The sequence below is a fragment of the Rhodococcus pseudokoreensis genome (assembly GCF_017068395.1).
Classification (GTDB): Bacteria; Actinomycetota; Actinomycetes; order Mycobacteriales; family Mycobacteriaceae; genus Rhodococcus_F; species Rhodococcus_F pseudokoreensis.
Window position 1 is genome coordinate 4,077,432 of the sequence record NZ_CP070619.1, and the last position, 15,588, is coordinate 4,093,019.

15 protein-coding genes and 1 pseudogene are annotated in these 15,588 nt (G+C 67.0%); 10 read left to right on the top strand and 6 right to left on the bottom strand.

The features are described 5' to 3' along the window. Nucleotides 1–144 precede the first annotated feature (144 nt). From JWS13_RS23805 to JWS13_RS23815, 3 genes are all read right to left on the bottom strand, one after another. Nucleotides 145–2,592 (bottom strand): ATP-binding cassette domain-containing protein, encoded by a 2,448-nt coding sequence (locus JWS13_RS23805; protein ID WP_420855018.1) that lies wholly within the window; start codon nt 2,590–2,592, stop codon nt 145–147. Between the two features lie 78 nt (nt 2,593–2,670). After that, on the bottom strand, nt 2,671–3,081 hold the full coding sequence (locus JWS13_RS23810; protein WP_087562220.1) for a VOC family protein: 411 nt from the start codon (nt 3,079–3,081) through the stop codon (nt 2,671–2,673). 5 nt (nt 3,082–3,086) lie between these two features. Beyond that, the gene (locus tag JWS13_RS23815) at nt 3,087–3,536 is read right to left on the bottom strand and encodes a helix-turn-helix transcriptional regulator (RefSeq protein WP_160096884.1); all 450 of its coding nucleotides are present in this window, start codon (nt 3,534–3,536) and stop codon (nt 3,087–3,089) included. 399 nt (nt 3,537–3,935) lie between these two features. On the opposite strand from JWS13_RS23815, the pseudogene JWS13_RS23820 reads away from it, so the two are divergent. From JWS13_RS23820 to JWS13_RS23830, 3 genes and pseudogenes are all read left to right on the top strand, one after another. After that, a pseudogene (locus JWS13_RS23820) lies at nt 3,936–4,639 on the top strand (RNA polymerase sigma factor). A gap of 3 nt (nt 4,640–4,642) precedes the next feature. Further along, nucleotides 4,643–4,867, top strand: a complete 225-nt coding sequence (locus JWS13_RS23825) for an anti-sigma factor family protein (RefSeq protein ID WP_206007778.1) — start codon at nt 4,643–4,645, stop codon at nt 4,865–4,867. A 119-nt stretch (nt 4,868–4,986) separates the two neighbouring features. Then, nucleotides 4,987–5,280, top strand: coding sequence for a hypothetical protein (locus tag JWS13_RS23830; protein WP_206007780.1), 294 nt, complete (start codon nt 4,987–4,989; stop codon nt 5,278–5,280). Between the two features lie 51 nt (nt 5,281–5,331). Here the strand turns inward: JWS13_RS23830 and JWS13_RS23835 are convergent, their stop codons facing one another. Continuing rightward, nucleotides 5,332–6,348: an Lrp/AsnC family transcriptional regulator gene (locus JWS13_RS23835; RefSeq protein ID WP_206007782.1), complete on the bottom strand. Its 1,017-nt coding sequence runs from the start codon at nt 6,346–6,348 to the stop codon at nt 5,332–5,334. Nucleotides 6,349–6,433: 85 nt separating this feature from the next. Between JWS13_RS23835 and JWS13_RS23840 the strand changes: the two genes are divergently transcribed. The 5 genes from JWS13_RS23840 to JWS13_RS23860 all read left to right on the top strand — a co-directional run bounded on the left by JWS13_RS23840 (nt 6,434) and on the right by JWS13_RS23860 (nt 11,972). Further along, nucleotides 6,434–7,912 (top strand): MFS transporter, encoded by a 1,479-nt coding sequence (locus JWS13_RS23840; RefSeq protein WP_206007784.1) that lies wholly within the window; start codon nt 6,434–6,436, stop codon nt 7,910–7,912. Nucleotides 7,913–7,946: 34 nt separating this feature from the next. Beyond that, a complete protein-coding gene (locus JWS13_RS23845) occupies nt 7,947–9,341 on the top strand; it encodes an amidase (protein ID WP_206007791.1) in 1,395 nt (464 codons plus the stop codon). Between the two features lie 37 nt (nt 9,342–9,378). Beyond that, nucleotides 9,379–10,785 carry a M20 family metallopeptidase gene (locus JWS13_RS23850; protein ID WP_206007793.1) on the top strand — a complete coding sequence of 469 codons (1,407 nt, stop codon included), beginning with the start codon at nt 9,379–9,381 and terminating at the stop codon, nt 10,783–10,785. 124 nt (nt 10,786–10,909) lie between these two features. Beyond that, on the top strand, nt 10,910–11,374 hold the full coding sequence (locus tag JWS13_RS23855) for a nitroreductase family deazaflavin-dependent oxidoreductase (RefSeq protein WP_206007802.1): 465 nt from the start codon (nt 10,910–10,912) through the stop codon (nt 11,372–11,374). 157 nt (nt 11,375–11,531) lie between these two features. Continuing rightward, nucleotides 11,532–11,972 carry an MFS transporter gene (locus JWS13_RS23860; protein WP_206007815.1) on the top strand — a complete coding sequence of 147 codons (441 nt, stop codon included), beginning with the start codon at nt 11,532–11,534 and terminating at the stop codon, nt 11,970–11,972. 69 nt (nt 11,973–12,041) lie between these two features. Here JWS13_RS23860 and JWS13_RS23865 read toward each other — a convergent pair whose 3' ends face one another. Continuing rightward, a complete protein-coding gene (locus JWS13_RS23865) occupies nt 12,042–13,184 on the bottom strand; it encodes an RNA-guided endonuclease InsQ/TnpB family protein (RefSeq protein ID WP_206007823.1) in 1,143 nt (380 codons plus the stop codon). 125 nt (nt 13,185–13,309) lie between these two features. Here JWS13_RS23865 and JWS13_RS23870 point away from each other — a divergent pair, with 125 nt between their 5' ends. Further along, a complete protein-coding gene (locus tag JWS13_RS23870; protein WP_206007824.1) occupies nt 13,310–13,897 on the top strand; it encodes an MFS transporter in 588 nt (195 codons plus the stop codon). Here the strand turns inward: JWS13_RS23870 and JWS13_RS23875 are convergent. After that, nucleotides 13,850–14,635, bottom strand: a complete 786-nt coding sequence (locus JWS13_RS23875) for a GntR family transcriptional regulator (protein WP_206007825.1) — start codon at nt 14,633–14,635, stop codon at nt 13,850–13,852. The two genes, JWS13_RS23870 and JWS13_RS23875, sit on opposite strands and share 48 nt — an antisense overlap. A gap of 169 nt (nt 14,636–14,804) precedes the next feature. Here JWS13_RS23875 and JWS13_RS23880 point away from each other — a divergent pair, with 169 nt between their 5' ends. After that, on the top strand, nt 14,805–15,587 hold the full coding sequence (locus tag JWS13_RS23880) for a class I fructose-bisphosphate aldolase (protein ID WP_206007826.1): 783 nt from the start codon (nt 14,805–14,807) through the stop codon (nt 15,585–15,587). Nucleotide 15,588 lies beyond the last annotated feature (1 nt).

A 15,588-nucleotide genomic window follows, 5' to 3' on the forward strand; every position in this document is an offset into this window, starting at 1 on the left:
AGGAGCGGCGGGAGGGTGGGGGCGTCCCAGTGCGGCAGGGCACGTCTCGGTTCGGCACAATCCGGTGGCCGGCGTCACCGTCGCGGCGAGCGACACACGGAAAGGCCCCCGGCCGCCGTGGGCAACCGGGGGCCGACGCCGTGGTCAGGAGCCGACGTACGCCGCGAGGTGCTCGCCGGTGAGGGTGGAACCGGCGGCCACCAGATCTTCCGGCCTGCCCTCGAAGACGATCCGGCCGCCGTCGTGGCCTGCGCCGGGGCCGAGGTCGATGATCCAGTCGGCGTGCGCCATGACGGCCTGGTGATGCTCGATGACGATGACCGACTTGCCGGAGTCGACGAGCCGGTCGAGCAGCCCGAGCAACTGTTCGACGTCGGCGAGGTGGAGGCCGGTGGTCGGCTCGTCGAGGACGTAGATCTCGCCCTTGTCGGCCATGGCGGTGGCCAGCTTGAGCCGCTGCCGTTCGCCGCCGGACAGCGTGGTGAGCGGCTGCCCGAGGCTGAGGTAGCCGAGTCCGACGTCGGCGAGCCGATGCAGGATTTTGTGCGCCGCCGGGATCCGTGCCTCGCCGGCGCCGAAGAATTCCTCGGCCTCGGCCACCGGCATCGCGAGCACCTCGGCGATGTTCCGGCCGCCGAGTTTGTACTCCAGCACCTCGGCCTGGAACCGCTTCCCTTCGCACTCCTCGCAGGGGGATTCGACGGTGGCCATCACGCCGAGGTCGGTGTAGATGACGCCGGCGCCGTTACAGGTGGGGCAGGCGCCCTCGGAGTTGGAGCTGAAGAGCGCCGGCTTCACACCGTTGGCTTTAGCGAACGCCTTGCGGATCGGTTCGAGCAGTCCGGTGTAGGTGGCCGGGTTGCTGCGCCGGGACCCCTTGATGGCGCCCTGGTCGATCGCGACCACGCCGTCCCGGTCCGACACGGAACCGTGGATCAGCGAACTCTTGCCCGAGCCCGCGACCCCGGTCACGACCACCAGCATGCCGAGCGGGATGTCGACGTCGACGCCGCACAGGTTGTGGGTGTCTGCGCCGCGCACCTCCAGCGCCCCCGACGATTCGCGGACGGTCGACTTCAGCGTGGCGCGGTCGTCCAGGTGCCGCCCGGTGATCGTGTCGCTGGCCCGCAGACCCTCGACGGTGCCCTCGAACACCACCTCGCCACCCTCGGTGCCTGCGCGCGGCCCGAGATCGACAACGTGGTCGGCGATCACGATCGCCTCCGGCTTGTGCTCGACGACCAGCACCGTGTTGCCCTTGTCGCGCAACTGCAACAGCAGGCCGTTCATCCGCTGGATGTCGTGTGGGTGCAGTCCGATGGTCGGCTCGTCGAAGACGTACGTGACGTCGGTGAGCGAAGAGCCGAGATGACGGATCATCTTCGTGCGCTGCGCCTCTCCGCCGGACAGGGTGCCGGACGGCCGGTCGAGCGACAGGTAGCCCAGGCCGATCTCCGTGAACGAGTCGAGGAGATGCTGGAGCCCGGTGAGCAGCGGCGCCACCGACGGTTCCTTCAGGCCCCGCACCCAGTCGGCGAGGTCGCTGATCTGCATCGAGCAGACGTCGGCGATGTTCTTCCCCTTGATCTTCGACGATCGCGCACCCTCGCTGAGCCGGGTGCCGTCGCAGTCGGGGCAGGTGGCGAACGTGATCGCCCGCTCCACGAACGCGCGGATGTGCGGCTGCATCGCGTCGACGTCCTTGGCCAGGAACGACTTCTGGATCTTCGGGATCAGACCCTCGAACGTGATGTTGACGCCCTCGACCTTGATCTTGGTCGGCTCCTTGTACAACAGGTCCTGCAACTGCTTCTTCGTGAACTTCGCGATCGGCTTGTCCGGGTCGAAGAAGCCGCAGCCGCGGTAGATGCGGCCGTACCAGCCCTCCATGCTGTAGCCGGGAATCGTCAGCGCACCCTCGTTCAGCGACTTGCTGTCGTCGTACAGCGCGGTCAGGTCGAAATCGGTGACCGATCCCCGGCCCTCGCACCGCGGACACATGCCGCCGGTGATGCTGAAACTCCGCCGCTCCTTCGTCTGCTGGCCACCGCGCTCGATGGTGACCGCGCCCGCGCCGGAGATCGATGCGACGTTGAACGAGAACGCCTGAGGCGAACCGATGTGTGGCTTCCCGAGGCGGCTGAACAGGATCCGCAGCATCGCGTTGGCGTCGGTGGCGGTGCCGACGGTCGAGCGGGGGTTCGAGCCCATCCGCTCCTGGTCGACGATGATCGCCGTGGTCAGCCCGTCGAGCACGTCGACGTCGGGCCGGGCCAACGTCGGCATGAACCCCTGCACGAACGCGCTGTACGTCTCGTTGATCATCCGCTGCGACTCCGCGGCGATCGTGGCGAACACCAGCGAACTCTTGCCCGAGCCGGACACACCGGTGAACACCGTGAGCCGCCGCTTCGGGAGTTCGACGCTGATGTCCTTGAGGTTGTTCTCGCGCGCGCCAGTCACGCGGATCAGGTCGTGACTGTCGGCAAGATGCAGTTCAGGCGACTGCGACATTTCCCCTCGCTTCGCTCGCCCCTCCGCAGCTTCCCGTCCCTTCGCTCGCCCCGACTCCGACTTCGTGGCCATGCTCATCGTGTCTCCATCTGTTCGGGCGGAGCCGCGTTCACGGTCTCCATCGGTCGACTTGCTCGAACTCGGCGTTGCTCGAACTCAGCGCAACTCTTGGATGCGAACCATGTTGCCCGCGGGGTCGCGGAATGCGCAGTCGCGGACCCCGTACGGCTGATCGGTCGGCTCCTGCACCACTTCGACGTCGCCGGCCTGCAGTTTCTCGAAGGTGCTGTCGAGGTCTTTGGTCGCCAGGTTGATGGCGGCGTAGGTGCCCTTCGCCATCATCTCGACGATGGTCCGGCGCTCCTCGTCGGTGACCCCGGGGTCGGCGGCGGGCGGGTGCAGGACGATGGACGTACCGGGCTGGCCGACGGGACCGACGGTGATCCACCGCAGCCCGTTGTATCCGACGTCGTTGCGCACCTCGAAGCCGAGGATGTCGCGATAGAAGCCCAGTGCGGCGTCCGGATCGTCCTGCGGGAGGTAGGTCTGGTGAATGGTGATGTCCATGACCATCACGATAAGTGCGGCTCGGCGACCGGCGCTTCTCTATTCCTGATCGGTCTGGTGACTTGTTTCGCGACGCACGACGGGATGCCCGCCGTCGCCTGCTCCGCGTCGCGCTTGTAGGTGCTGGGCGGGACGCCGACCAACTCGGTGAACCGCGTGCTGAACGTGCCCAGCGACGCGCAGCCGACCTCGAAACAGACCTCGGTGACGCTGAGGTCGCCGCGACGCAGCAGCGCCATCGCACGCTCGATGCGCCGCGTCATCAGGTACGAATACGGCGACTCCCCGTACGCGAGCCGGAACTGGCGGCTGAGGTGCCCGGACGACATGTTCACGCCGCGAGCGAGCGCGTCCACGTCCAGCGGCTGTGCGTATTCCCGGTCGATCCGGTCGCGGACGCGGCGCAGTCGGGCGAGGTCGCGCAGGTAGTGCGCCGGGGCAGGGCTGCTGGACACGTACGAAATCGTGCCACGCCGAGCGACAGTTGCCTACCCTCGCGGGTCGGCTCGGCAATGGTCGACGAGCGAGACGTGTTCGTGCGCCGCCGGGAGCCGGTCGCGTTCGGCGCCGCCGACGTGCCGAGCTTCCGTTGAACCGAGTTCCTCCCAATAGCTTTCCGAGCGCGCCTGCGGAGTTCGCCGAACGTTCATGCGCCGCCCTTTCGGGATTGCCGGGTCGGGTGGTCCGTGGGGACCCGGGCCGCAGCGACCGTTGCCGATCGCCGCGGACCGCCACCACCCCTCCGAATCGAGTCTTCCCCGCACCGTGCGGTCAAGACAGGGCCGTTCGGCCCTACCCACCACACGATCGGACGCGGACCGATCGACGGCTGCGGCCGAGGTCAGTAAGGTTGTATGTCATCCGGCCGTCTCACGCGGCCACGCTTCCGGAGCACCTCGATCACCGAGGAGGAGCGGATGACCGAGATCGACACCTCGTACGAGCAGCGCCTCGTCGACTCTCGTTGCGGGCGCGCGACGAGTCGGCTTTCGCCGAACTGGTCGACCGGCACACGCCGATGATGCTGCGGGTGGCGCGGGGTTATGTGGCCAGCGCGGAGGTCGCGGAGGACGTCGTCCAGGAGACCTGGATCGCCGTGCTGCAGGGCATCGACCGATTCGAGGGCCGCTCGACGCTCCGGACCTGGCTGTTCCGGATCCTCGTCAACATCGCCAAGAAGCGGGGTGTGCGGGACCGGCACGATTCCGACGCCGAACTGGCCGCCTTCACGGGCAGCCCCACCGTGGACCCGGACCGGTTCCTGCCGAGGACGGCCCCGGACGCGCCACACCACTGGGCGACTCCCCCGACCAGCTGGCCGGAGTCTCCGGAGGGTTCGGTCCTCGGTGCCGAGGTCCTCGACGTCGCGAGCCGCGAACTCGAGCACCTCCCCGACCGTCAGCGGATCGTGGTCGTCCTGCGGGACGTCCTCGGCTACGACGCCGCGGAAGTGTCCGCGATGCTGTCGATCACCGCAGCGAATCAGCGGGTGCTGCTGCATCGGGGTCGCGCACACGTGCGCCAAGCCCTCGAGGACTATCTCGGAACGGGAGCGTGAGACATGGACTGCCAGGACCTCGTCGAACTGGTCACGGCGTACCTCGAGGACGACATGGATCCCGACGCCCGGGCCCGATTCGAGACGCATCTCGGCGATTGTCCGGGTTGCGCCACCTATCTGGAGCAGATCGAGCAGACGGTGCACACGCTCGGCACGCTGCCCCCGGAGGAGCTCGATCCGGCGCTGCGCGACCGCCTGCTCGACGCGTTCCGGGAGTGGCGCTAGCAGCGGCGGAGTTCCGGCAAAAATAATGTCCGGCGGGGCGTAACGTTTCGAGCTCTCGCGGACACCGTTCGAGTAGCCGTGAACGCTGGGTTCGCGGCACTCGGACAGGAATTCAAGCCATGAACGCCACACATTCGCACCAGGACGCACGACGCACCCACCGCAGCTCGCTGCGGAAGCGGATCGTCACCGTGGTGGTGGCCGCGGCTGCGCTCGGCGTCCTTCCCCTCGGCGCCGCGGGTGCGGTTACCCCGGTCGCCGACCACTCGGTGGTCGCAGTGGCCGCCCCCGACACCGGCCGCGACATCCCCGGGAGCAACGACGACCGCACCCACGACCGTCAGCGCGACCAGCGGCAGGAGCGCAGGGCCGAGGACATGCCCGCGATCATCTGGACCATCCCGCTCACCTGACACTGCTCAACCATTGCCGCACAACCGCTTTCGCGGCAGTCGGGTGAATTGCTAGACCGGGTCGTCGTGCAGTTTCGACAGCCCCGTGACGAAGCCCCGGGCATCCAACAGGCGCCCCGAGTGCACTGCCGGCCGTATGACGACGGCGCGGTCGGCGATGCGGGCGCCGGCGAGGACCTTCTCGAGTAGGGCTTCGAAACGGTTGACGTCGGCCAGGTCTCGCACCCACAGGGTCATGAGGAGGTTGTACCGGCTCGCGGTGGTCACCGCGAGCCGGACTTCCGCGAGCCGGGACAGCGTCGACCGGAGCCGGTCGATGGACGACGCCGGCACCTGCACGAAGTACCAGGCGTTGATCGGCCACCCGGTGTAACTGCGCGCGACATCTGCGCGGATCACGAGGTCGCCCGAGTGACGCATTGTGGCGATCGCGTCGGCAACTCGCTGGGTGCTGACGCCCGCCTTCGCGGCGATGTCGCCGGCGGGGGTCCGGCCGTCGCGGTACAACGCGCGGACGATGACGTCCTGAAGATCAGAAGGAACCTGCCGGGCCGCACGGGGCCGCGGCGCTTTGGCCGCGGGGACCCGCCGCGCCTCCTCGTCGGAGAGTGCGTTCAACCTCCAGACACTGCCCTCCACGAGAATCTCGGTGACCAGGTGCATCCGGGCTCGGACGATCAGCCTCTGATCCCCCAGCCGGTCGATGACGAATGCCGACAAAGACTCCAGGTCCGGTGCCGCGATCACCGCAACGAGATCACGGCCACCGGACGTGTGATCGATGGTGCGCACGATTTCTTCGTCGGCGAGCAGAAATGCGGTCTCGGCGGCCTTTCCCTGTGTGCATTCGATCTCGACGACGGCCACGGCGGGAAAGTGACGACGCTGCCCGCTGATCCACGCGAGCCCCTCTTCGGTGATCCTGGCCCAGCGCCGCGCGAGCGCCACCGGATCGGTCGACAGAACCCTACCCAGCTCGGTCCACGACGCCCGCGGCTCGAGTTGCAGTGCGTGAATCAGCCGTAGATCGGCGTCTCTGCGCAGAGAATCCTGATTCGGTGAAGTCATTCTGCATCAATTCCTGACATTTTACCTATCGGATTTCAATCCAGCTGAGGATACGGCCACCACACGGTTTCTGCTGGAGGAACATATGAGCACTGCGCCACACACCGGCACGACGCGAACCACCGGAACGTCCGCGGCCGTCGGATTTCTGATCGTCATGGAGTTCGGCAGCGGGCTGTTGCAGGGGTGGTATCCCCCACTCCTCACGAGCATCGGACAGGAACACGGGACCTCGGCGGCAGCGCTGAACTGGGTGAATGCGATCTTCCTACTCGCATCGGTGGCCTGCGTCCCGATCATCGCCAAACTCGGTGACATGTACGGCCACCGCAGGATGCTCGTGGCGTCCGCGGCGGCGGTGGCCGTGGGATCCTTCGTCGTCGCGTTCGCTCCGTCGTTCGCCGTGCTTCTCGTGGGTCGCGCCCTGCAGGCCCCGCTGATCGCTTTCCTGCCCTTGGAATTCGCCATCGTCCGGCACCGTGCTCCCGATCGGGCGGGGCGCAACATCGGCCACCTGATCGGGGCACTCACCGGCGGCGTGATCGTCGGCGGTTTCGTCGCCGGCTGGTTCATGACCCGAATCGACAACCTGACAGTGGTGCTGCTGGTTCCCGGAATCATGCTGGCGCTCTGCGTTCCCGTCGCCCATTTCCTGGTGCGGGAGACGACCGTTCGTAGTGCGGGGCGCATCGACTGGACCGGGGCGGCACTGCTGTCCGCCGGTCTGCTCATGGTTTTGGGCGGGGTGTCCAACGGCAACGCCATCGGGTGGGGGAGCCCTCTGATCGTCGTCCTTGTCGCGGGCGGTGCGGCCACCCTGGCCGCGTTCGTGGTCGTCGAGAATCGAACGGTCAATCCCCTCATCGATTTTCGCGTGCTGACACAGGGTCGCCTGGTTCTCCCGATACTCATCGCCGCACTGCTCGGAGCCCAGTCTTTCGGTTCCCAGGCGCCCATCTCGCTGTTCTCGAGGGCCGACCCGAATGCGTACGGATACGGCCTGGGCGTGTCGGCCACGATCGCGGGCCTCCTCCTGTCGATCACCGCCACCGGCGCCTTCATCGCCTCGACGATCAGCGACCGGATCGCCCGCGCACTGACACCCCGCTTCGCGGTCGCGTTCGGCGCCCTCGTCAGCGCCGCCGCGTATACAGCGATGATCGTCTCCCACGACGGTGTGCTCGCCTTCTCGATCTGGTTGTTCCTGTTGGGCTTCGGCGTCGGAACGCTCGCCGGCGTCGTACCTGCGATCATCGTCGGCCGCGCTCCCGAGGACTCGGTCGGAATCGCCTCCGGCATCTACAACAGCTCCCGGACAGGTGCCGGATCGATCGCAGGCGCGATGTTCGCCCTGCTGATGTCGTCGCTGGTCACGTCGATAACCGTCGGTGAGAAGACGAGTTCGATCTCGTCGTTCACCTCGTACGCCACCGTGTGGGCAATCTGCGCCGCCCTCTGCATCGTCATCGCCGTCCTGTCCCCGTTCCTCGATTCGCGCCGCGCGCGGACCGCGTCCGAGACCCCCGCACCGCCTGCCGGCGAGAACGCGCCGGCACCCGCCTGATCACGTCATGTCACACGACCGAGAGGAATTACCCATGCCCGACCAGACAATCGCCGGACGCAGCGTCGCCGAACTGAACGACGCATTCGCCGGTGGATCGCTGACACCGCTCGACGCAGTGGAGTCGACGATCGCGCGGATCGCCGCCAAGGACGACACGCACCGCGCCGTCTATGTGATCGACGCCGACGAGGCCCGTGAGTCCGCCCGGCGCAGCGGTGAGCGGTGGCGCAACGGCACAGCGCTGGGCCCGCTGGACGGAATCCCGGTGACCATCAAGGAGAACACCGCGAAAGTCGGTCTGCCGCAGTCGTACGGAACCGCCGCGCGAGAACCGGTGATCGCGACGGAGAACTCGCCCGTCGTCGACCGCCTGCAGGAGGCGGGTGCGGTGGTCGTCGCCAGCACCAGCATGCCCGACTTCAGTGGGCTCGGCTCCGGGGTGTCGTCCCGGCACGGCATCGCCCGGAACGCCTGGGATCCTGTCTGGAACACGGGCGGTTCGTCCTCCGGTGCGGCCGTCGCCGCCGCACTCGGCTACGCGCCGGTCAACATCGGAACCGACATCGGCGGGTCGATCCGCATCCCCGCGGCGATGAACGCCGCGTTCGGTTTCAAACCGTCCTACGGGCGCGTCCCGATCAACGACACCTACCTCGGCCGCTGCGCGGGCCCGATCACCCGCACCGTTCGCGACGCCGCCCACACGATGGCCCTCATCGCCCGCCCCGATTCCCGCGACCACACCTCGCTCCCCGACGAATCGATCGACTGGACCGACCTCGACGTCGACATCCGCGGGCTCCGCCTCGGCGTCAACTTCGGCCCGGTGGAGGGCAAGACCGCCGACCCCGAGATCGTCGCCGCGATCCGCCGGGCCGTCGCCGTGTTCGAGGCCGCGGGCGCACGGGTGGAGACCGTCGAGCCGTATCTGTCCAGGGACTACCTGAGCACCGGATTCATCCCGTTCTTCACCGCGCATCTATGGGCCCAGATGAACGACAAGAACATCGTCGACGATCTCGGCCGGGCCGATCAGGAGATGGTCGCCGCGGTCTCGCGCATCGACTCGTTGTCCTCCCTCGAGCTCATCCAGGCGTACGACTCGATCGGGCCGTTCGTACAGGAGACCGTAAACATGCTCGGACGGTACGACGCCATCCTGTCCCCCACCGCAGGCATCCTCGCCGGACCCGCGGAGAGCCGGATGATGACCGAGTTCGCAGGCCCGGCGAACTTCACATCCGCGTTCAACGCCGCGGGCACCCCCGCCGCGTCGGTCAACTGCGGCTTCTCGGAGAACGGAAGGCCGATCGGCCTGCAGATCGCCGCCGATCGACGACAGGACCTGACCGTTCTCCGGGTCGCCGCGTGGTACGAGGCACACCGCGGTCCCGAGGCGACACCGCAGTGGAATTCCCTCGACTGATCACCCATCGACCTCTCCTTCGACCGATAGGACGGACATGAGCACCACCCACGACCTCGCCCGACTGATCGACGAGCTCGCACCCCGATACACCGCACTCAGCGATGCCATCTGGGATGATCCCGAATTGCGTTGGGAAGAAACAGCATCAGCAGAGAGGCACATCGAGCTGGCACGCGCGGAAGGATTTCGCATCACCCCGGCGATCGGCGGTGTGCCGACAGCGTTCAGCGCGGAAGCCGGTTCCGGTGAGCCCGTCATCGCCGTCCTCGGCGAATACGACGCGCTCGCCGGCCTCAGCCAGGAGTCCGGCAACCCGGAACGCACCCCGGACCCGGCCAACACCTCGGGCAACGGCCAGGGCTGCGGTCACCACCTCCTCGGCGCCGGGTCTCTCCTCGCCGCCACCGCCGTCAAGCGCTACCTGGAGGAGAACGGGCTGCCCGGAACCGTCCGCTACTACGGATGCCCGGCCGAGGAAGCCGCAGCCGGAAAGACCTTCATGGTCGCGGCAGGCGCCTTCGACGACGTCGACGCGTCGATCTGCTGGCACCCGGGCGACAGCACCCTCGTACAGCGGGACCACACTCTCGCGTACATGCAGTCGTACGTGCGTTTCACGGGCCTCGCCTCGCATGCCGGGGCGTCACCGGAACTCGGCCGCAGCGCGTTGGACGCACTCGAACTGATGAGCGTGGGCGTCAACTTCCTGCGCGAGCACATGCTCTCCGACTGCCGCATCCACTACGCGATTCTCGACGGCGGCGGCCGCTCGGCGAATGTCGTCCAACCGTACGCCGAGGCGTACTACGTCGTCCGGGCACCGAATGTCCGGGAGATGCGCGCGTTGTTCGAGCGGGTTCGCAAGATCGCCGAGGGCGCCGCCCTGATGACCGAAACCACGGTGGAAATCGAGGTCGACGGCGGCTCCTCGAACCTCCTCGGCAACGTAGTACTGGAAACGTCGATGCAGGACACGCTCCTCGAACTCGGGCCGGTGCCGTTCGACGATCAGGATCTCGCCACGGCGCGACAGTTTCTGACCGACAAGCCGCTCGACATGTTCGGCACCCGAATCGAGGAGGGTGACAGCCCTCTTCACGACGGTGTGATCACGTTCGACGCCGGCGCGCCCCGGCGAGTGCTCACGGGGTCGACCGACGTCGGCGACGTCAGCTGGGTCACGCCCACCGTGCAGTGCACCACCGCCTGCGTCAGCCGCGGCACGCCCGCGCACTCGTGGCAACTGGTCGCGCAGGGGAAGCTCCCCGCCGCGCACAAGGGCATGGTCCACGCCGCCAAGGTCATGGCCGGATCGGCGATGAACCTCCTCACCGACGCGTCCCTGCTGAAGCTCGCGAAGGAGGAGTTCCTCGAACGGACCACGAAACACCCCTACGATTCGCCGCTCGCCGACGGCGTGATCGCACCGCCGCTGCGGTAGATGGCGAGGCGGGCACTCGTCCGAGTGCCCGCCTCGGATCGGTCAGGAATCGAGAAGCGCCGCTCACCGGACCGCCCGTAGCGTCATTGCCAGAACACGACGCTGAACCGATGGGAGAGAGCTCATGACGACGAACAATCAAGCAGGCAAGCGCAAGCCGGGTACGCCGGGTGCGTTTTCGCGGTGGATGCAGCGGACGATGAACGCCCGCACGAACCGCAAGATCCGACGCGGTCACGGCCAGTTCATGGGCATGGACATGCTGATCCTCAACACGGTGGGCCGCCGCAGCGGTCAGCCGCGGCAGTCACCCCTCGCGTGGTTCCCCGACGGTGACGACGCCCGGCTGGTCGTCGCGTCGGGCGGGGGAAGCCAGAATCCCGACTGGCACGCCAACCTGATGGCCCACCCATGCAAGGTGTCGATCGAACTGCCCGGCAGCGACGCCGCACCCGTGGTCCCGCAGCAGCTCGAGGGCGCCGACCGTGAGCGGGCCTGGCAGCGCATCGCCGCCGCACAGCCCCGCATCGCGAAGTATCAGAGCAAATCCGATCGGGTGTACCCGGTCATCCGGCTCACCGCACGCTAACCAAATTGTCTAGACAGTACGGATGATCTAGACGATGCGGTCTATCTTGTTGTAATGTCCGTCACAGCGCTACACGTCCGACCGTCGGGCAAAGGTACGCAGGGCGCGGAAGACGAGGTAGAGGCATGCGGGTGGTCGTATTCGACGGGCGAGGACTATGACGGCGGCAACCACCGGGCGGGTCAACTCGGCCGCTCGCTCGGCCGACCGACTCGGCATGCCGCCGTCCCTGGCGCTGGGATTCGTCGGGCTGTTGCTGTTCATGATCGGCGACGGCGTCGAATCGAACTATCTCTCCTCGTTCCTGATCCACACCGAGGGATATACCGAGTCGACGACCGCCTTCACGATCAGCATGTACGGAATCTTCGTCGCCGTCGGTTCCTGGCTCGCCGGGACGCTGTCCTCGGTCATCGGCCCGCGCCGGGTGATGTGGATCGGCGCCGCGGTGTGGGTCGGTCTCGAGGTCGTCTTCCTGATCCCCGGCGTCACGATGGGCAACGGCTGGATCGCCATCTCCGCGTACGCATTGCGCGGCATCGGCTACCCGTTCTTCGCCTACGCGTTCCTGGTGTGGTTGACGTCCTCTCGGCCGTGAACGACCGAGATTCCCCGCGGGACTCACGTCCCGCGGTTCCTGTTTCACCGACAGTCGCCTCCCCGCACCTTAGGTGCGAGGTGGTCTCACACCGTCTCCGCAGGCTGCCACCGTCAGTCCGACGGCCAAAATGTTTCTTGCCGCGTTCACATCCCGGTCGTGGACGACGCCGCATCGGCACGTCCACTCCCGCACGTTCAGCGGCATCGCCGACGCGACCTCCCCGCACACCGAGCAGGTCTTCGACGACGGATGAAACCGATCGATCGCCACCACCCGCCGCCCGTACCAGACGGCCTTGTACTCGAGCATCGACCGGAACTCGGACCAACCCGCATCGGAGATCGCCCGCGACAACGACCGATTCTTGACCATGTTCCGCACACTCAGATCCTCGATGGCGATCACTTGGTTTTCGCGCACCAGCCGAGTGGAGACTTTGTGCAGATAATCGCGGCGCCGATCGGCGATCCGGCCATGCATCTTCGCGACCTTCAGTCGGGCCTTGGCCCGGTTCCGGGATCCTTTCTGCTTCTTGGCCAGCGCCCGCTGCGCCTTCGCCAGCCGCTCACGGTCCGTGCGCTCGTGGCGCGGGTTGGTGATCTTCTCCCCCGTCGAGAGCGTGTAGAGGCTGGTGATCCCGGCGTCGAGCCCGACCACCCGATCGACCGGCTCGAGTTCGGGAATCGTGTCCTCGACGAGGATCGAAATGTGGTACTGACCGCGAGCATTGCGCGAGACCGTCACCTGCGACGGCACAGCCCCCTCCGGAAGCGGCCTCGACCACCGAATATCCAGGGGTTCGGACTGCTTGGCCAACCGGAGCTGCCCGCTCCGGTAGGTGAAGCAGTTCGAATAGTAGGTCGCCGAATCCTTCGACCGGCCCTTCCTCTTGAATTGCGGGTAGCGGGTCTGTTTGCGCCAGAACTTCTCGAACGCACCCTGCAACTGCCGCAGCGATTCCTGCAACGGCCCCTTCGACGGCTCCGCCAACCACGCGGTCTCGGCATCGCGTTTCCATCCGGTGAGCATCGTCGAGGTGTCGCTGTAGGTCACCCTTCGCTGCTCCTGCGACCAGGCCCGCGTCCGCTCGGCCAACGCCCGGTTGTAGACATACCGGGTGCACCCGAACGTTCGAGCAAGCTGATCCGCCTGCACCACAGTCGGATAGAAACGGTACTTGAACGCCCGCTTCACCACCCTCCCCGCCATGACCCAGACACTAGCCCCACGGTCCGACAAAACCAGATCGGCTATCCCGGCCCTGAAGGACCGGGTTTGCGCCGAAAGACTCACGGATCATGTGGCGGGACCGCAGGGTCGCCGCAGGTGCATTCTTGCGGTTGGTCAACACCGCCCCCAACTTTGCGTTGTTCGTCGTCGCCCCGTTGTTCTTCATCGACCAGATCGGGTTCTCGCAGAGCACCTATCTCGCGATCGTCACCGTGGTGTACACCGCGAACATCTTCGCCAATCTGATGTTCGGCATCGTGGGTGACCGCTTCGGCTGGCGGCGCACCGTCACGTGGTTCGGCTGCGCGACGTGCGCGGCCGGAGTCCTGCTGCTCTACTACGTGCCGCTGTGGGTCGGCCCCAATGTGATTGTGGTGGTGGCCTGCTGGGCGGTGTTCGGTATCGGCCTGGCCGGGTTCGTCCCGCTCACCGCGCTGGTGCCGTCGATGGTGTCTCCCGAGGACCGGGGCAGCGCCCTCGCCGTGTACACGCTCGCCGCCGGACTGTCGGCGTTCGTGGGCCCCGCCCTGGCCGGGCTTCTCGGCGGCGCGGCGCACATGCCCGTCCTCATCTGGACGTTCGCCGGCCTGTACGTCGCCGCGGCCGCCGTCACCTACGTGCTGAGAACACCCAGCGATCCCGGATCAGCGGACCACGTTGCCGAGGTCGACCGTGCTCACGTCGACCTCTAGCGGGATGATGTCGCTGCGCACCCACGTTTCGTAGACGTCGTACCGGAGACCTTCGGGCGTCCAGGACGTCGAGCGGATGCACAACATGGGTTCGCTCTCGTCGATCGCCAGCGCCTCGGCGATCTCCGGAGTCGGCCTGGCGGCGCGGATGATGCGGTTGGCGCCGCCCAGGCTGAATCCCGCGTTCGTCAGCAGCGTTGTCAGCGACGCCTCGCCGGCGAGTACGTCGCTCGCGGACGCCAGGACCGGAGTCAGGATCGGGGGGCTGTAGTTGGTGCTGAACAGCGCGGGCGTGCCGTCGAGGGAGCGAACCCGCACCAGCTCGAAACCCACTGTCTCGCTGGGCAGATTCAGCGCCTGGCAGACGTGGTCGGGAAACGTGGCAGTCCCCGAGCGCAGCACCCGGGTGCTCACCGACCGGTTCTGGTGGCCCATCGCATTCTCGAGGAAGCCCTCCTTGCCCTGGATGACCCAACCGGTGCCGTCCTTGGGGGCGCTGGCGAACACTCCGCGGTTCGGGATTCGCTGAGCAACTCCGCGAGATTCCAGGAACTGCAGGGCCTGACGGACGGTCGCCCGCGACAGTTCGAACTGGACGGAAAGCTCGTTCTCGCTGGGGAGCTTGGCTCCGCGGGCGATGGCCCCCGACGAGATCCGACCCTCCAGCACGGACGCCAGCTGCTGGTAGTACGGCACAACCGACTGCCGATCGATCGAACCCTCGGTACTCGTAGTCACGGAGCGGCTCCTTTCGGCTCTCTGATGTCTCGATCGTAGGTGTTGAGCGGCCACGGGATGTCTACGGCCTGTCCCCTTGCCCATTTGTGACCCACCCAATATAGTACGGATTGTACGTACGATACGTACAATAATCATTCGACAGGATCAACCGAAAGTGAGTCCGAAGATGAGCATGGAATACCGGATGCGCCGCACACTGCCGAACGACCGGGCGGCGATCATCATGCCCGTCGACCACGGACTGATCTTCAATCGCATCAAGGGCCTCGAGACCCCCTCGGCACCGTTCGCCGATTGGGCCGAGTCCGACGTCACCGGCTTCATGATGACCCCGGGGCAGGTCAAGCAGACCGAAAAATTCTTCGCCGAGCACCCGCACCTGAGCCGCGTGCTCACCATCGACACCTACTACGACGTCACCAACCTCGACGGCGGCGGCTCCCACGAGCTGATCACCACCGTCGACGAAGCCGTGCGGATGGGCGTCGACGCCGTGAAGATGCTGTTCCCGTGGAACATCTCCCGCAGCGAACGCGCCGCCATGTGCGCCCGCGTCGGCAAGGTCGTCACCGCCTGCGACGCCTGGGACATCCCCCTCGTCCTCGAACCGGTCATCATGGGCGCACCCCGCACCGACGAGGTCGCCGTCGAAGAGGAGAAGGTCGCCCGCATCGCCTACGACCTCGGCGCCCACATCATCAAGATCGCCTTCCCCGGCGAGGAGCGCACCGCCCGCCTCGTCGAAGAACTGGGCGTCCCCCTCGTCATCGCCGGCGGACCGCTGGCCGGCGACGTCACCGAGACCGTCGACGCGATCGGGCAGACCCTGCGCGCCGGCGCCCGCGGCATCATCGTCGGCCGCAACATCTGGCAGCGCGAACGCAGCGAGGGCGAGCGCGTGCTGAAGGAGATCGGCACCCTGACCCGGGGCGTCAGCTTCTCGTCCTGAG